At 73.8% G+C, this 15893-nt stretch carries 12 protein-coding genes and 2 pseudogenes; 5 read left to right on the top strand and 9 right to left on the bottom strand.

All coding sequences use genetic code 11. From position 1 onward, the window contains the following. Window positions 1–28 precede the first annotated feature (28 nt). The 6 genes from KBY47_RS19720 to KBY47_RS19695 form a co-directional block, all read right to left on the bottom strand. Window positions 29–676 carry a response regulator gene (locus tag KBY47_RS19720; protein ID WP_210922500.1) on the bottom strand — a complete coding sequence of 216 codons (648 nt, stop codon included), beginning with the start codon at window positions 674–676 and terminating at the stop codon, window positions 29–31. Next, window positions 664–1752: a sensor histidine kinase gene (locus KBY47_RS19715; RefSeq protein WP_210922499.1), complete on the bottom strand. Its 1089-nt coding sequence runs from the start codon at window positions 1750–1752 to the stop codon at window positions 664–666. Before KBY47_RS19715 ends, KBY47_RS19720 begins: the two co-directional genes overlap by 13 nt. A gap of 119 nt (window positions 1753–1871) precedes the next feature. Continuing rightward, window positions 1872–4757 carry an NACHT domain-containing NTPase gene (locus KBY47_RS19710; protein WP_210922498.1) on the bottom strand — a complete coding sequence of 962 codons (2886 nt, stop codon included), beginning with the start codon at window positions 4755–4757 and terminating at the stop codon, window positions 1872–1874. Window positions 4758–4875: 118 nt separating this feature from the next. Continuing rightward, window positions 4876–6069 (bottom strand): glycoside hydrolase family 64 protein, encoded by a 1194-nt coding sequence (locus KBY47_RS19705; protein WP_210922497.1) that lies wholly within the window; start codon window positions 6067–6069, stop codon window positions 4876–4878. Window positions 6070–6299: 230 nt separating this feature from the next. Next, entirely contained in the window at window positions 6300–6680 is a 381-nt protein-coding gene (locus tag KBY47_RS19700; RefSeq protein WP_210922496.1) for a MazG-like family protein, read from the bottom strand. A 215-nt stretch (window positions 6681–6895) separates the two neighbouring features. Continuing rightward, entirely contained in the window at window positions 6896–7441 is a 546-nt protein-coding gene (locus tag KBY47_RS19695) for a DoxX family protein (RefSeq protein WP_210922495.1), read from the bottom strand. Between the two features lie 192 nt (window positions 7442–7633). On the opposite strand from KBY47_RS19695, the gene KBY47_RS19690 reads away from it, so the two are divergent. Further along, complete coding sequence (locus KBY47_RS19690) at window positions 7634–7960, top strand: nuclear transport factor 2 family protein (RefSeq protein WP_210922494.1); 327 nt, start codon at window positions 7634–7636, stop codon at window positions 7958–7960. Between the two features lie 257 nt (window positions 7961–8217). On the opposite strand, the gene KBY47_RS19685 is transcribed toward KBY47_RS19690, so the two are convergent. Continuing rightward, window positions 8218–8982 carry an SDR family oxidoreductase gene (locus tag KBY47_RS19685; protein WP_210922614.1) on the bottom strand — a complete coding sequence of 255 codons (765 nt, stop codon included), beginning with the start codon at window positions 8980–8982 and terminating at the stop codon, window positions 8218–8220. A gap of 150 nt (window positions 8983–9132) precedes the next feature. On the opposite strand from KBY47_RS19685, the gene KBY47_RS19680 reads away from it, so the two are divergent. Continuing rightward, window positions 9133–10773, top strand: coding sequence for an alkaline phosphatase (locus tag KBY47_RS19680; protein ID WP_210922493.1), 1641 nt, complete (start codon window positions 9133–9135; stop codon window positions 10771–10773). 4 nt (window positions 10774–10777) lie between these two features. Here KBY47_RS19680 and KBY47_RS19675 read toward each other — a convergent pair whose 3' ends face one another. After that, window positions 10778–11824, bottom strand: coding sequence for a Gfo/Idh/MocA family oxidoreductase (locus KBY47_RS19675; protein ID WP_308405208.1), 1047 nt, complete (start codon window positions 11822–11824; stop codon window positions 10778–10780). 122 nt (window positions 11825–11946) lie between these two features. Here KBY47_RS19675 and KBY47_RS19670 point away from each other — a divergent pair, with 122 nt between their 5' ends. The 3 genes and pseudogenes from KBY47_RS19670 to KBY47_RS19660 form a co-directional block, all read left to right on the top strand. Further along, window positions 11947–13296, top strand: coding sequence for a multidrug effflux MFS transporter (locus KBY47_RS19670; protein ID WP_210922491.1), 1350 nt, complete (start codon window positions 11947–11949; stop codon window positions 13294–13296). Beyond that, window positions 13248–14444 (top strand): serine hydrolase, encoded by a 1197-nt coding sequence (locus KBY47_RS19665; protein ID WP_210922490.1) that lies wholly within the window; start codon window positions 13248–13250, stop codon window positions 14442–14444. The genes KBY47_RS19670 and KBY47_RS19665 overlap by 49 nt, the downstream gene beginning before the upstream one ends. 168 nt (window positions 14445–14612) lie before the next feature. Continuing rightward, window positions 14613–15542: pseudogene (locus KBY47_RS19660) on the top strand (small ribosomal subunit Rsm22 family protein); the annotation flags it as partial. A 28-nt stretch (window positions 15543–15570) separates the two neighbouring features. Here the strand turns inward: KBY47_RS19660 and KBY47_RS36610 are convergent. Continuing rightward, window positions 15571–15737, bottom strand: a pseudogene (locus KBY47_RS36610) (DUF6243 family protein). Between the last annotated feature and the right edge of the window lie 156 nt (window positions 15738–15893).

The following is a 15893-nucleotide window of genomic DNA, read 5'->3' as shown; positions in this document are numbered from 1 at the left end:
GTCGCCCGTCGGCACGGCGGGCCGGACGTCAGACCGGGCCGAGGCCGTCCTCGCTCACCCGTCGCGCCAGGTCGATCTTCGTGTAGGCCGGGCGGCCCGCCTCCCGGTACTTGGCCTTGACCCGGTCCAGGTAGTCCTTGGCGGTGTGGACGGTGATGCCCGCGCGCCGCGCGGCCGACTTGAGCGTCATCCCGGACGCGTAGTCGAGCAGGATCTGACGCTCCCGGGGCGAGAGCCGGGGCCGGCCCGGGTCACTGTCGTACGCCCAGGCGAAGGCGAGTTCGGGGGAGTGCGCGCAGTGGCCCGCGGCGATGTCCAGGACGGCGGCGGACAGGGTGCGCAGGTCGTTGTCCTTGGTGAGGTAGCCGTCCGCCCCGGCCCTGAGCGAGTCGATGATCCGGGCCCGGTCCGGGACCGTGCTGATCACCAGCACGCGGCTGCCCGTCTCCCGCAGCCGGCGGATGTTGTCGGCGGGAGCGGACCCGTCGCGCAGTACGAGGTCGAGCAGGACGACGTCGACGGGGGCCTCTCCCGCCGGGCGCGCGGCGAGGTACTCGGCCACCGTGGCCGCACATGTCTCAAGGCACAGCTCCGGTGCCCCGCGCAGCCAGGAACGCATGCCGTCGACGAGCATCCGGTCGTCGTCGATGAGGCCGACCGTGGTCACGCCGGCCATCTCAGCTCCACCCGTACGCCCTCGCCGGGCGCGGAGTCCACCGAGGCCCGGCCACCGGCCTCCGTCATCCGGGCGTGCACCGAGCCGCGCAGCCCGAGGCCCGGTACGTGGTTCCCCAGGTCGAAACCGGCGCCCCGGTCGACGACGGTGACGACGATGCCGCCGTCGTCGCTCCCGGCCGCGGTGAGGAAGGCGTGCCCGGTGCCCGCGTGCCGCCGCACGTTGTTGAGCGCCTCGCGGGTGGCGTCGGCGAGGGCGGCGGCCACCCCCGGCGGCACCTCGGGCAGCGCGTGGTACTGGGCGGTGACCCGCAGGCCCAGGCTCTCCACCGAACCGACGGCCTCCTCGAGAGCGGCGCCCACCGTGTGGTGGGGCAACTCGTCGGAGGTGCGCTGGATCAGCCTGCGCAGATAGGCGGCCTCACGCGCGCACCGCTCCCGCACCCGCGGACTGTTGCCGTCGATCCCGCCGGCCGCGAGGGCGGTCAGCGTGGCGAGCACGGTGTCGTGCAGCGCCCGGTGGTGCGCCAGCCGCTCGGCGTAGCGCGCCCGGTGCACCTCCGCTTCCACCGCACGGGCGTTGGCCTCGTCGAGGAGGTGCCCCTGACGCCTCAGGTACCACCAGAAGATCCCGGCCATCGCGGCGGACGACACCAGCGAGCTGAGGTGACCGACCACCACTCCGGCCCGTGCGTCGACCAGGAGGTAGACGATGAGGTGGGTCAGCGCGAGGACCACGAGGGCGGCCACGGCCTGGAGCCGGTCCAGGGCGATCGCCGCCACGGCCATCCCCGAGGTGGCGAGCAGCATCGACCAGCCGAGCGAGTCGGGGCTGTGTGAACCGCCCCACCCCCACAGGACGAACGGCAGCACACATCCGGCGAGCAGGACGTCGGCCCCGATGTGCCACCGGTCGAACCAGCCGCGTCGCAGCGCGGCGCCGAAGGTGAGGGCGCTCAGCCCCACGGCCAGGGCGACCCCGGCGTACTGCACGGGGTGGCCGCGCCTGACCTGGGCGACGGCCAGGACGCCGACGAGGAGATGACTCATCCGGTAGAGCAGTGTCGCGAGGATCATGAAGGACCGGGCCCGTTCCAGCCCCGATCCCACTCCCGATGCGCCGCGCCGTAATCTCAGCCGCCGTAACGGCACAGTGATGCCCGACAAAGCCATGCCCCCCACCGGTGCTGTTGTCGTCATGCATTCTGCCTCAGGGCCGCTCGGGGCCCGGTCGGGGGCGATTCGGGTGAGGTCGCCGCCAGGCGGTGGCGCAGGTGTTCGTGGCGGAACTCGTAGTGCGCGCCCGACTGGCGGAGCACGCCGTGCCGGTGGGCGTCGTCGAGGAAGGTCATCAGGCGCCAGGGGGCCCGGCCCGTCAGGGCCAGCCACACGCGGGCCGTGGCGGTGCGGCCCCAGGCGCTCAGGGCGAGGGCCGAGGTGCCGACCGGGACCCAGAGTTCCGTGTGCATCGTGCCCAGGGTGCTGTCGCGACCGGTCGCGGCGATCAGGAGGAGGCAGACCGCGCCCGCGAGGAGGGCGGCGACGGCGCTGCGGATGAGGGTGGCGGTGCGGTCGGTGCGCAGGGTGGTGCGGGGGCTGGTGGCGCGGATGGTGTCCGAGGGGGTGTTCAGGGCCCGGTAGACGCCCGACGCGCAGCCGCCGATGGTGCCGACCAGGACGCCGAAGGCCAGCAGGGGGGCGACCGCGTCCCGGATGACCGATGCCGCGTCCCGGCGGACCAGCCAGAGCCTGACCTCGGGCGGCAGTGCCAGGACGATGTTGTGGGCGTCCACCTGTCTGCCCCGCCAGGCCTCGGGGTGCCTGCCCGGCCAGTTCGTTACCCAGGAGCCCGTGGACGGGGAGTGGCGTAGCGTCAGGGGGCCCGTGTACATGGCCAGTTCCGTGTCGCGGTGGATTCGGGCGCCCCTGGCCACGGCGAAGGGGGAGCTGAGGGCGGCCCGTTCGACCAGGACCGTCTGCTGCGGGGTCGTGGAGCGGGCCGTGCGGCTGCCGTTCGGGCCGTACCCCAGGCGCCAGCCCTCGATCTCCGTGCCGGGGCTCCAGTCGGTGGCCCGGTGGATCTTCACCGCGGCGAACGTGCCGCTGACCGTGCCGACCACCGCTCCCGCGCAGACGCCGATGAGGGTGCAGGCGGCGAAGCCGCGCAGCAGGCCGCGGGCGAAGGCGCGCAGGGCGGTGGCGGGGGCGACGTAGGTTCCGGGGGCGCGGTCCGTGCGGCGGGTGCCCGCCAGGAGGAGGACCAGGCCCGTCACGACGCAGGTCGCCGCCGGGAGTTCCGTGCCGGTGTAGCCGTAGAGCGCCAGGCCCGTGAAGGCGAGGAGCGCGCCCAGGACGCGGGCTGCCTGCGGGCCGCTCGGGCTGCCCGCCCAGGGGAGGCTCAGGGGAGCCGGGCGGCGGGGCAGGCCCGCGACGGCGAACATCATGGACAGGATCAGGCCGAAGCAGCAGCCGTTGAGGTACCAGGTGGGGCGGGGGGTGAGGACCGCGCCGAGGCGGGAGCTGACCAGCGGGGGGACCAGCCACCCGAGCAGCAGGGCCACCGCGGAAGCCGCGGCTGTCGTGCGCAGGGCCGTGCGGATCAGCCAGCGTGGGCCCTGGGGGGTGTCCTGGGTCGCGGGGAGGAGGTACGCCAGGCCGAAGGCCAGGCCCGTGCCGATGCCCGCGAGGTTCAGGACCCTCGACTCCCAGCTGTCCCAGTCGGCGATCACTCCGCCGCCGTACCGTGCGATCGGGACGAGGAGGGCGGCCGTGGCCAGGAGGGCCAGGAGGGCCGGGCCCAGGGTGCGCAGGGGGCGGGGGAGCGTGGCCTGGAGGTCCCACCAGGCCAGGGCCCGGGGGGAGCCGGGGGAGTCCGGGCCGTGGGTGCGGGCCAGGTGGGTCAGCCAGCGGTGGGCCGCTTCCGGGGGCCAGGTCCGCTGTGCAGCGAAGGCCGTGGGGACGAAGGCGTCCAGCAGACGTTCCTCGATGTGGCGCCGGGTGGGGAAGCGTTCCGGGTCGGTCAGTTCGGCCGGGTCGTTCGCCGGGTTCTCGTAGACCGTGCGGGCCAGGGTCACCATCAGGGGGGAGCGCAGCGCCTCCACGAGGGGTGGTGGAGGGTTCGTCAGGACTCGTGTCCAGGCCACCGTCGTGGCCGGGCGGGCCGTGCGGGTGAGGTAGCTCCGGGCCGCGGTGACGTCCAGGGGGCGTAGGCCCACCACCTCCGCGGCCGTCAGCGGTCCGCCGCTCCGCACCGCGTCCGCCCAGGCACCGGTGCGGCTGGTGAGCAGGGCGGGCAGGCGGTCGTCGAGGTCGGTGTTCAGGTGGCGGAGGGCCGCTTCGTGCGCGGCCCGCGGGATCTCGTCGAAGCCGTCCAGCACGGGCAGGACCAGGCCGTCGTCGAGCAGGGCGGTCGCGAGGGTGCGGCCGTCGTCCACGAGGGTGGAGAGGGAGTCGTAGTCCGTCGCCAGGCGGTCGGCCAGCCAGTCCCGCAGCGGGGTCGTGAGCGGGTTCCAGGCCGCCAGCGGGAACAGCACCGGCACCGGCTCGCCCGGCTCCCGCCGCTCCAGCGTGCCGAGCACGAAACGCACCGCCAGGACCGACTTTCCCGCGCCCGCCTCGCCCAGCACCACCAGCCGTCGGGAGGGGAGCGTCGTGAACAGCCCGACGAGGCCGGGGGAAGCGTCGTCCGCCTGCCGTGGGGGTGGCACCGGGGCGTGGTCGGCCAGGGGCGGGCCCTCCCGGGTCCACTGGACGTCCAGTGGTTCGGGGTCGTGCAGGCGGCGTCTGCGGGCCTCCGCGGACCACTGCGCCCGGACCGCCCCGGCGAGGGCGTCGGCGGCCTGCTGCCGTCCGTCGGCCGCAGCCGCCTCGCCGGGGTTCTGGCCGCGCAGCAGGTCCACGGCGAAGGCGCACACCGACAGTACGGCGGACACCACCGACACCCACATCGAGACGGTGTCCGTGTCACCGGCGGCACCGCCGTCGCGTACGAGTACGACGGCCAGTGCCACCAGCGCGCCGCACGCCACCGCGAGACCGGCCCGGCGCAGCAGGCGTACCCGCCGGAATCGTGTCGCCCTCACCATCACAGCCCATCGCGCGCCCCCGTTGATCTTCCGCTCACCACGCTGGCACGGTGGCGGGGGTTCGTGGGCCGGGGACGGCCATGACCGCCCCTGTGGGTGATTGACCGGACTGGTGTCAGAACGACGTGAGCGTCAGGCGGATGCCCGTCGGTGCCGTGTCCTGGATGTACGAGGCGAAGTCGGCCACGTCGTCGAAGGCGAAGCCGTACGCCCGGCCGTCCTCCGTGGCCGCGTGGACCGCCTTCGCGTAGTGGTTGGTGAGGGGGGTGGTGTAGAAGGTCGCCGGGTCCGTCGTCGGCTGGGTGGGGGAGGAGAGGGCGGTCGAGCGGTTGAGGGCCGCGCCGAGGATCGCCGCCACCGGGCCCGTCGTACCGTCGTTCGGGGCGGCCAGGTTGCCGTCGCAGAACAGCACGTCCCGGGTGGACGGCTTGGCGAAGGAGACCTGGGCGGGGCCGTCGAAGACGAGGCGCTCGCCGCGGACGCGGCCCGTGAAGGTTCCGGCGTTGGTGGTGACCGTGAGGTCCTTGCCGGTGTACGTGCTCCAGACCTCGTCGATGTACGGGGCCAGGTAGTCCTCGGGGAAGAGGCCCGCGTCCAGGCCGTGGCCGGGGGCGATCACGCGGGTGTCGTCGACGATCAGCGGGGCGAACTCCTCGACCCCGCGGATCGCGTCGAACACCGCCGCCCGGCCGCCGGGGCGTACCGTGCCCGTCGTCTGGTCCTGGGCGCCGGTCAGCCGGATGGCCAGCGGCACGCTGAACATGTCGACCATGGTGGTGTTGCAGAACATCCCGGCGGAGTTGTACGTGAACTCGGCGCAGTCGTGCAGCACCCCGTAGTTGGGGTCGGACTTCACCCAGCCCGCCGGGTACTGGAGCGCGGCGTTCCCGGCGCCGTCCGTGACCGCCTTGAACTTCAGTTTCCCGCCGAGCGCCACGTAGATCCGGCCGGACATGTGGGGGAGGTCCAGCCGGGTCTCGCCGCCCGCGGCCAGGCTGATGGCGTAGTCGGTGAAGCCGTCGGCGCCGTTGTCCGAGAGGGCGATGGGGGCCAGGGTGCCGTCGGGGGTGACCCTGACCTGGCGGCCGTCCTGGTTGCCGACGATGTAGAGGTGGATCTCGGCGTTGCCGAAGGTGCCGGTGTCGTTGACGACCGTGAGGGGGAGGGGGGCGGCGGTGGCGCCGGTGTCCGGGTCGTCCGCCAGGGCGTACGGGGCGAGGGTGGCCGCGGCCGGGATCGCCACCGCCGCTCCGCCGAGGGCGAAGAGCAGCTTGCGGCGGGCGAGGGGGCGCTGGTGACGGGGAGTCATGTGGGGGGCTCCAGGGATCGCTTGCTGGGAGTCGCCGGTCGGGACATGAGGTGCTGAGAGCGCGGGTGAGAGCGCTCTCAGCCGGAGCCCGATGCTACGCAGGGTGCCTGGAGGGGCCAACCGTTCCCGCGGGACGCCGAATACCGCCATTGCGGGCGGAGTTGTGAAGAGTCCGACGGCTCTCGGTGGCGCTTAACCGGTGTTTAAGGGTCGCTTAAGCGGGCGACGGCCTAGGCAGGCTCCACCGGCCCGCCCAGCGACCGCGTCATGACCTTCGCCCGGTGCCGGTCGAACAGCTCCCGCGGCTCCGGTGTCAGCGTCCGCAGCGCGATCAGCGCCGTGATCACCACGTCGCACAGTTCGCCCCGTACGTCGTCCCAGGTGTGCGAGGTGCCCTTGCGCGGGTTCTGGCCGGTCGCGCCGATCACGGCCTGGGCGACCTCGCCGACCTCCTCCTGGAGTTTGAGCATGCGCAGCAGCAGGCTCTCACGGCTGTCGCACGGCCGGTTGGCCTCCACCCACGCCCACAGGGCGTCGATGTCCGTCCACAGGTCGGAGGGGGAGGCGGAGGAGGTGGTGGCGGGGGCGGGGGCCGCGTCCTGGTTGGTCATGCCCCGCAGCCTGCCATGCGGCGCTAGAGCCGCGCCTTCCTCTCTTCGGGCGGTGGCCCGTGGCGTCTTCGTCGGGTAGCGGCCCGTGACGTCCCTCTTCGGGCGGTGGCTCGCGCCGCCCCGTCGGGCAGTGGCCCGTGCCCCTCGGAGCGGTGGCCCGCGCCCCCGCCGGACGGTGGCCCGCGCCGCCCCCGTTCGGGCAGCGGCCCGCCCCCTCACTCCTCGAACAGTGGCTCCTGCTCGCTCTCCGCGTCCTTCTGGAGCTGCCTGACCCGCGCCCCGATCACCGCCGCCGTGACCGCCGCCGTCACTCCGAAGGTGATCGGGAGCATCCAGCCGCGGTTGACGGCGTGGCCGAGCGCGTGGTCGAGGGAGAGGCGGCCGGGGCCCGCGATCGCGATGCCGGTGGCGGCCAGGGCGAGGGACGCGGCGTACTCGTAGCCGCCGCTCGCGTTGAAGAAACCGTTCGGGGTGTGCACCGCGGCCGCCCCCGACATGGCACCGGCCGCCGCCGCGCCCGCCGCGGGGGTCGCCAGGCCCAGCGCCAGCAGGGTGCCGCCGCCCGCCTCGGCCAGGCCCGACGCGGTGGCGCTCGCCTTGCCGGGCCGGTAGCCGACGGACTCCATGAACTGGCCCGTGCCCTCGATACCGTGGCCGCCGAACCAGCCGAACAGCTTCTGCGCGCCGTGCGCGGCCAGGACGCCGCCGGTGCCGAGCCGGAGCAGCAGCAGGCCCAGGTCGACGCGGGTGCAAGAGATCATGGTCAGTCACTCCAGGTGTCGGCGGGAGGGGGATGGACGTGCCGCGTCTCCACCGTCGCACCGGCCGTACGTCCCGACATCCGCCGGGCGCCTCGGAGGGGGCCGTTCGGGTGCATGTGCGTCAGGGCACCCGGTCCCGCCCGGCCGCTGCCTCCGGTGGCGAGCCGTCGCCCCCGGTGTGACGCTGCCCGCATGACGATTCAGACCGCGAAGCTCAGCGACCCGGCCGTCCGTGCCTTCGTCGCCGCCGTCAACTCCCACGACCTCGACGGCTTCCGCGCGCTGCTGACGCCCGACGCGACGATGGCCGACGACGGCACCGACCGTGACCTGGAGGACTGGGTCGACCGGGAGATCTTCTCCTCGCACGGCCATATGGAGGTCGACAACGAGTCGAACGGCGGCCGTGCCCTCATCGCCCGCTACAGCAACGACACCTGGGGTGAGATGCGCACCCGGTGGAGCTTCACCGTCGCGGACGACGGCCGTATCTCCCGCTTCGAGACCGGCCAGGCCTAGGGCCTTCGACGCCGCGGATGGTGCGGCAGCCGTTCCGCGGTGCCGGTGCGTACCCCGCGGTCCCGCGCGAGGTCCACCCCCACCCGGTGCCGTGGAACGGCTGCCGCCTCCCCCCTCGGTGTGGCTGTGGAGGCGGCTTGCCCCAAGTGTGAATTTCCTGTGTAGGAGAGTTGAGCATAAGGTCATGACCGGCCGCAATGGAGCGGACGGTCAATTTCCGTTTGTGCAGGTTGAAAATGTGACGGTCCGCGCCGGGCTCAGCCCCGCCCGACGTACGGCATCGCCGTCGCCAGCACCGTCGCGAACTGCACGTTGGCCTCCAGCGGCAGCTCCGCCATGTGCCGCACCGTGCGCGCCACGTCGGTCACGTCCATCACCGGTTCCGGGGTGACCTCCCCGTTGGCCTGGAGCGCCCCCGTCCGCATGCTCGCCGTCATGTCGGTCGCCGCGTTGCCGATGTCGATCTGGCCGACGGCGATCCGGTACGGCCGCCCGTCCAGCGACAGCGACTTGGTCAGCCCGGTCAGGGCGTGCTTGGTCGCCGTGTAGGCCACCGAGTGCGGGCGTGGGGCGTGGGCGGAGATGGAGCCGTTGTTGATGATCCGGCCGCCCTGGGGGTCCTGCTCCTTCATCTGCCGGTAGGCCGACCGGGCGCACAGGAACGCCCCGTTCAGGTTGGTGTCCACCACGTGCCGCCAGGCCTCGTAGGGGAGGTCCTCGACGGGCACCCCGCCGGGACCGAACGTGCCCGCGTTGTTGAAGAGCAGGTCGAGACGGCCGTAGCGCTCGCGTACGGCAGTGAAGAGCGCGTCGACGTCCGGCGGGCTCGAGACGTCGCAGCGTACGGAGAGCGAGTCGCCGCCGGGGACCAGCGCGGCCGTCTCGTCGAGGGTGTCCGGGCGGCGCCCGGCGAGGGCCACCGCCCAGCCGGTGCGCAGCAGTTCGACGGCGACCGCTCGGCCGATGCCGGATCCGGCGCCGGTGACGACGGCGACACGCGGTGCGCTGGGGGTGCTTGGCATGGGGTTCATGGGGCCGCAGCGTACGGGGGCGTGGAGCAGCGCCGCGGAACTCATCATCGAGCCGCAACGGGATGGTCATGTCCGTGGCAAGTGGAGGTCGTTCCCGGCCACTCGAATGCCCCCTGCACCCATGTTCGCAGGGAGGACCCCATGACGCCCCGCCAGACACCGGCCCAGCACGCCCCCGAACTCCGCGCCGCCGCCCGCCACCTGGGCCGCCGCCGCTTCCTCACCCTCACCGGCGCCGCCGCGGCGCTGGCCTTCGCCGTGAACCTGCCCACCGCGGGCACCGCGGCCGCCGCCGAACTGGACCCCGCGCGGATCGCCGACGACCCGTTCACCCTCGGCGTCGCCTCCGGCGACCCGCGGCCCGGATCGGTCCTGCTGTGGACCCGGCTCGCCCCCGCCCCCTTCCAGCCCGACGGCGGACTGCCCGCCCGGCGGGTCCCGGTGGCCTGGGAGGTGGCCCTCGACGAGGGCTTCCGCCGGGTCGTCAGACGCGGCACCACCACCGCGCACCCCGAGTACCACCACACCGTCCACGTCCAGGTCGACGGCCTCGCCGAGAACCGCGCCTACCACTACCGCTTCCGCACCGGCCGCTGGATCAGCCCGGCCGGACGCACCCGCACCGCACCCGGCACCGGCGCCGAGGTCTCCGCCCTCACCTTCGGCGTGGTCTCCTGCCAGCGCTACGACCAGGGGTACTGGACGGCGTACCGGCACCTCGCCCAGGAGGACGTGGACGTCGTCTTCCACCTCGGCGACTACCTGTACGAGTACGCCGTCAACTCATCGGCCGGTGCCCGTAATTACGCCACCGGCACGCTGCCCGGCCACTTCGGCCACGAGACCGTGACGCTGGAGGACTACCGGCTGCGGTACGCCCTCTACAAGACGGACGCCGACCTCGCCGCCGCGCACGCCGCGCACCCGTTCGTCGTCACCTGGGACGACCACGAAACCGAGAACAACTACGCCGACGGCACCCCCGAGAACAGCGTCCCGCCGGAGGAGTTCCTGCTCCGCCGCGCCGCCGCCTACCGGGCCTACTGGGAGAACATGCCGCTGCGCCGCCCCCAGCTCCCCGACGGCCCCGACCTGCAGCTCTACCGGCGCCTGCACTGGGGACGGCTCGCCCAGTTCGACGTCCTCGACACCCGCCAGTACCGCTCCGACCAGGCCTACGGCGACGGCTGGCAGTTCCCCGGCCCCGAGTCCGAGGACCCCTCGCGCACCCTCACCGGCGCCACCCAGGAGCGGTGGCTGCTCGACGGCTGGCGGCGGTCGCGGGCGTTGTGGAACGTCGTACCGCAGCAGGTCACCTTCTCCCAGCGGTACAACTCCACCACTCTGCCCTCCAAGGTCTCCATGGACTCCTGGGACGGCTACCCGGCCTCCCGCGAGCGGGTGCTGGCCGGGGCGGAGGCCGCCGGAATCGAGAACCTGATGGTCCTCACCGGCGACGTCCACGTGCACTACGGGTTCGACGTCAAGCGGGACTTCGCCGACCAGGGTTCGAAGACGCTGGGCACGGAGATCGTCACCAGCTCGATCAGCAGCGGCGGCAACGGCTCGGCCCAGCCCGCCAACTGGGCCACCTACCTGGCCGCCAACCCGCACCTGCGCTTCTACAACGGGCAGCGCGGGTACGTCACGGTCACCCTCGGCGGTCAGGCGGCGCGTGCCGACTTCAGGACGGTGCCGTACGTCACCACGCCGGACGCGCCGCTGACCACCGCCGCCTCCTTCGTCACCGAGGTCGGCGACCAGGGGCTCAAGCCCGCCTGATGACTCAGACCGGGGTGGCGACCGGTACGGGCTCGCCGCCCCCGGCGCCCTCGCCGGGGTAGCGGACGCCCACCCGGTCCCGGATCGCGTCCAGTGTGCGCATCACCGCCAGGGTGCCGTCCAGGGGGACCAGTTCGGACTCCGTCCGGCCCGCGCGCAGGGCCCGCATCACCTCGCGTGCCTGGTGCTTGTAGCTGGTGCGGGGCCCGTCCGCCGGGTCGGCCGTGAAGACCTCCGGGTCGCGGCCGTCCCGGTGCAGGACGAAACGCTCGGGGTGGAAGAAGCCGTCGGGGATGTCGATCCGGCCGTGTGAACCGGTGACCGAGGCGACCGTGGCCGTACCGCCCACGATGGAGCAGTGCACCGAAGCGAGAGCACCGCTCTCCCACGAGAGCAGGGCACCCGTCTGGAGATCGACGCCCTCGTCCGAGAGCACTGCTCGCGCCGCGATGTCCGACGGCTCACCCAGCAGCAACTGCGCGAACGACACCGGGTACACGCCCAGGTCCAGCAGCGCGCCCCCGCCCTGCGCGGGGTCGCGCAGCCGGTGCGCGGGCGGGAACGGGCCCGCCAGCCCGAAGTCCGCCTGCACCGTGCGCACCTCACCGATCGCCCCGTCGTCCACCAGCGCCTTCAGTCGCCGCACGTGCGGATTGCAGTACATCCACATGGCCTCCATCAGGAAGACCCCGCGCCCCCGCGCCAGCGCGACCAGTTCCTCCGCCTCCCGCACGTTCAGCGTGAACGGCTTCTCGCACAGCACCCCGCGCCCGGCCTCCAGCAGCATCCCGGCCGCCGCCCGGTGCGCCGAGTGCGGAGTGGCGACGTACACCACGTCCACCTCCGCGTCGGCCGCCAGCGCCGCCCAGTCGCCGTACGCCCGGGCGATCCCGAACCGCTCCGCGAACGCCTCCGCCGACGCCTGCGACCGCGACGCCACCGCCACCACCTCGGCGTCCGGCAGATCCACCAGATCCGCCGTGAACGTGGCCGCGATCCCGCCCGTCGCCAGAACTCCCCACCGCACCTTGCCCACCGTGTCCGTCGTCACCGACCGCACCTGTCCGTTCCTGTCCGTCCGGCCGCCGACCCTGTTCGCACCGTCGACCCGGCTCCGAGCACCTGTACGAGCTGAGAGCATAGGTCGCGGATCAACCGCAGAGGGAGGGGCACATGCCCGAGCCAGGGGCATCGATACCGGACGTGTCAGTAACATCACAGGGGGCCGGAACAAGCGCACCGGCGGCCACACCGGCGAAGGCACCGCGCGGCGGCACCGGACCGGAACCGGCCGCCCGCGCCACCCGCCGCACCTCCCTGCTGGTCACCCTCGTCCTCGGCGGACTCACCGCCACTCCCCCGCTCGCGATGGACATGTACCTCCCGGCCCTGCCGGAGGTCACCAGCTCCCTGCACGCCCCCGCCGCCACCGTCCAGCTCACCCTCACCGCCTGCCTCGCCGGAATGGCGCTCGGCCAGCTCGTCGTCGGCCCGCTGAGCGACCGGTGGGGGCGCCGCCGCCCGCTGCTCGCCGGCCTCGCCGGGTACGTCGTCGCCACCGCCCTGTGCGCCTTCGCCCCCACCGTCGAGACCCTCGTCGCCTTCCGGCTGGTGCAGGGCCTCGCGGGCGCCGCCGGGATCGTCATCGCCCGCGCCGTAGCCCGCGACCTCTACGACGGGCTGGCCATGGCCCGCTTCTTCTCCACCCTCATGCTGATCTCCGGGGTCGCACCGATCATCGCCCCGCTCATCGGCGGACAGGTGCTGCGGGTGACCGACTGGCGGGGCGTCTTCGTCGTCCTCACCGTCGTCGGGGCGCTGCTGGGCGCCGTCGTCTGGTTCCGGCTGCCGGAGACCCTGCCGCCCGCCGAACGCCACGCCGGGGGCTTCGGCGCGACCGTGCGCGCCGTCCGCGGACTCCTCGCCGACCTGCCCTTCACCGGCTACATGCTCTGCGGCGGCTTCACCTTCGCCGCCCTCTTCGCCTACGTCTCCGCCTCCCCCTTCGTCGTCCAGGAGATCTACGGCGCCTCCCCGCAGACCTTCAGCCTGCTGTTCGGCCTCAACTCCATCGGCCTCGTCGCCGCCGGGCAGCTCAACGGGCGGGTACTGGTCGGCCGGGTCAGCCTGGACCGGGTGCTCGCCACCGGCCTCGGCATCATCGTCCTCGCCGCCACCGCGCTGCTGCTGATGACCCTCGGCGTCTTCGGCGAGGCCGGTCTGGTGCCGGTCGCCGCGGCGCTGTTCGTGCTGATGTCCGCGATGGGCATCACCCTGCCCAACGCCCAGACCCTCGCCCTGCTGCGGGTGCGGCACGCCGCCGGATCGGCGTCCGCGCTGCTCGGCACGTCCGGGTTCCTCATCGGCGCCGTCGCCTCCCCGCTCGTCGGGATCGCCGGGGAACACACCGCCGTACCCATGGCCGTCGTCCAGTTGACCGCCACACTGGTGGCAGTGGTCTGCTTCGTCGGCATGTGCCGTCCGCGGCAGGCCCGGCCGAGCCTGGAGGGAGGGGACAGCTGAGCGCGCCGAGACTGCGCACCGGCACTCCGGAGCGGGCCGGACTCGACCCCGCCGAACTGCGCGAGCTGACCCGCGAGGTCCAGGACCTCACCACCGGCGACGACCCCTGGGCCGCGGGCGCCGTGGTGGTCGCCGGACGCGGCCCCGTACTCGCCCTCCAGGAGGCCGCGGGCTACGCCGTGCGCTACGCCGCCCACGACCCGGTGACCGACCGGGGCGTCGAACTGCCGCCGGGGGAGCGGGTGCCGATGACCGTCGACACCCCCTTCGACCTCGCCTCCCTCACCAAGCTGTTCACGGCCGTCGCCGCGGTGCAGCAGATCGAACGGGGCACGCTCGGCATCGACGCGCGCGTCGGCGCCTACCTGCCCGAGTTCGGCGCCGCCGCCCGGCACGGCGTCACCGTACGGCAGCTCCTCACCCACACCTCCGGGCTGCGCCCCGAACTGCCCCTGTACGACTGCCCCGACCAGGCCGCGCGGCTCGCCCTGCTGCGCGCCGAGGCGCCGGTCACCGAGCCCGGCGCGTACCGGTGCTACTCCGACCTGAACCTGCTCCTCCTCCAGTACGTCCTCGAACGCGTCACCGGCCGGTCCCTGGACGTCCTGTTCCACGACGGCATCACCCGCCCCCTCGGCATGACGGCCACCGCCTTCGGCCCCTGCCCCGGCGCCGCCGCCACCGAGGACCAGCGGCGCCCCTGGGCCAAGGCGGACCGGGGGATGCTGCGGGGTGTCGTCCACGACGAGAACGCCTGGGCGCTCGGCGGTGTCGCCGGGCACGCGGGGCTGTTCTCCACGGGGCGGGACCTCGCCGTCTTCTGCCGGGCCCTGCTGGCGGGCGGCGGGTACGGGCCCGCGCGCATCCTCGGCCCCGACTTCGTCGAACTGCTGCTCACCCCGCCGGGCCTCGGCTTCTCCCTCGACCAGCCCTGGTTCATGGGCGAACTGGCGGGCCGGGGCGCCGCGGGCCACACCGGCTTCACCGGCACGTCCCTGGTCCTCGACCCGGCGACGGACACCTACCTCATCCTCCTCGCCAACACCGTCCACCCCCGCCGCCGCCCCCCGAACAGCGGGCCCAGGGCCGCGGCGGGCACGAGGGTGGCACGGGCGGTGCGGGCGGCGGGGGAGGTGCGGGGGGTTTGACCGGGGGCTGTTGCCGCCTTTCGGCGACCGCGGTGAGACGGGGCCGCGGGCTGGTGCGGGCGGGGCTGGGGCGCGAGTGAGGCGGGTCCGGGCACCGGGGCTTGAGTGAGTGGGGCCTGCCGTGCCGGAGGCTGAGGGGGGCGGGGCTGGGCGCCGCTGGGCCGGGCGGCCGTGGAGCGGCTGATCGCCAGTTACCGGGGGCGGACCCCGACCGACGCGCCGATCCTGCGGGACCGCGCGGACGCCGTGGCGTACGCGGCGTACCGGATGCCCGCGACCTTCGCGGCGGTGCGGTCGGCGCTGGAGGAGTTCGCCGCGGCCGTGCCCGAGTGGGTACCGGGCGCTCATGTGGACGTCGGCGGCGGGACCGGCGCCGCGGTCTGGGCTGCCGGTGCCGTCTGGCCGGGGACGCGGCCGGTGACGGTGCTCGACTGGGCCGAGCCCGCGCTCGCCCTCGGCCGGGAGATCGCCGCCGCCCACCCGGAGCTACGGGACGTCCGATGGCAGCGCTCTCGGATCGGAGCGGCGCTCACCGTCGAGAGCACTGATCTCGTCACCGTCTCCTACGTACTCAACGAACTGACCGCCCCCGACCGCGCCGCCCTGGTCGACGCCGCGGCCACGGCGGCGCGGGCCGTCGTCATCGTCGAACCGGGCACCCCCGACGGCTACACCCGCCTGATCGAGGCCCGTGACCGCCTCGTCGGCGCCGGTTTCCACATCGCCGCGCCCTGCCCGCACAGCGCCGCCTGCCCCATCGTCCCCGGCACCGACTGGTGCCACTTCGCGGCCCGGGTCAGCCGCTCCTCCCTGCACCGCCAGGTCAAGGGCGGCTCCCTCGCCTACGAGGACGAGAAGTTCGCCTACGTCGCCGCCACCCGCTTCCCGCCCGCCGCCCCGGCCTCCTTCCGCGTCGTCCGCAAGCCGCAGATCCGCAAGGGCCAGGTCCTGCTCGACCTGTGCGAGAAGGAGACCGGGACCGGCCCCGGGGCGGAGACCGGGCCCGCCCTGCGCCGGACCACCGTCACCAAGCGCCACGGGCCCCTCTACAAGGCGGCCCGTGACGCCGACTGGGGGGACGCCTGGCCCCCGGAGTGACCGGCGTGGCCGGCTTGACCGGCGACAGTCAGCCCTGTCCCCCCGCCTCCTCCGCCTCGCGCCGCTCCTGAAGCCTGCGCAGCAGCTCCCGCTTCTGGGCCGTGGGGTCCGTGCCCCCGCCGACCCTGCCGCCCGGCCGCCGCCCCGCAGGGCCGTGCGGCCGAGGTTCCGCCGCGTACCGCCGACGCCCAGCATGTTTCCCGCTCCACCTCGGGTCATGGTGTTCCCTAAGAATGTGAGGCGGTCCGGGAGGACCGGGTGTGGCTGATGGTGGTCTGCCGCTTGTGGCTCGGAAGGAATGGCCGCCCGGTCCTCCGGGACGCTCCGACTGCTGATTGAGAACTGCGGTCA

This window comes from Streptomyces sp. B93 (genome assembly GCF_018070565.1).
Taxonomy (GTDB): domain Bacteria; phylum Actinomycetota; class Actinomycetes; order Streptomycetales; family Streptomycetaceae; genus Streptomyces.
Note: the sequence above shows the minus strand (reverse complement) of the source record. Positions and strands in the feature narration are given on the sequence as shown.

Excerpts from the sequence above, each read along its gene's own strand:
- KBY47_RS19705 (WP_210922497.1), bottom strand. The coding sequence starts at position 6,069 with ATGACTCCCCGTCACCAGCGCCCCCTCGCCCGCCGCAAGCTGCTCTTC.
- KBY47_RS19685 (WP_210922614.1), bottom strand. The coding sequence starts at position 8,982 with ATGCCAAGCACCCCCAGCGCACCGCGTGTCGCCGTCGTCACCGGCGCC.
- KBY47_RS19720 (WP_210922500.1), bottom strand. The coding sequence starts at position 676 with ATGGCCGGCGTGACCACGGTCGGCCTCATCGACGACGACCGGATGCTC.
- KBY47_RS19700 (WP_210922496.1), bottom strand. The coding sequence starts at position 6,680 with ATGACCAACCAGGACGCGGCCCCCGCCCCCGCCACCACCTCCTCCGCC.
- KBY47_RS19715 (WP_210922499.1), bottom strand. The coding sequence starts at position 1,752 with ATGATCCTCGCGACACTGCTCTACCGGATGAGTCATCTCCTCGTCGGC.
- KBY47_RS19680 (WP_210922493.1), top strand. The coding sequence starts at position 9,133 with ATGACGCCCCGCCAGACACCGGCCCAGCACGCCCCCGAACTCCGCGCC.
- KBY47_RS19670 (WP_210922491.1), top strand. The coding sequence starts at position 11,947 with ATGCCCGAGCCAGGGGCATCGATACCGGACGTGTCAGTAACATCACAG.
- KBY47_RS19690 (WP_210922494.1), top strand. The coding sequence starts at position 7,634 with ATGACGATTCAGACCGCGAAGCTCAGCGACCCGGCCGTCCGTGCCTTC.
- KBY47_RS19695 (WP_210922495.1), bottom strand. The coding sequence starts at position 7,441 with ATGATCTCTTGCACCCGCGTCGACCTGGGCCTGCTGCTGCTCCGGCTC.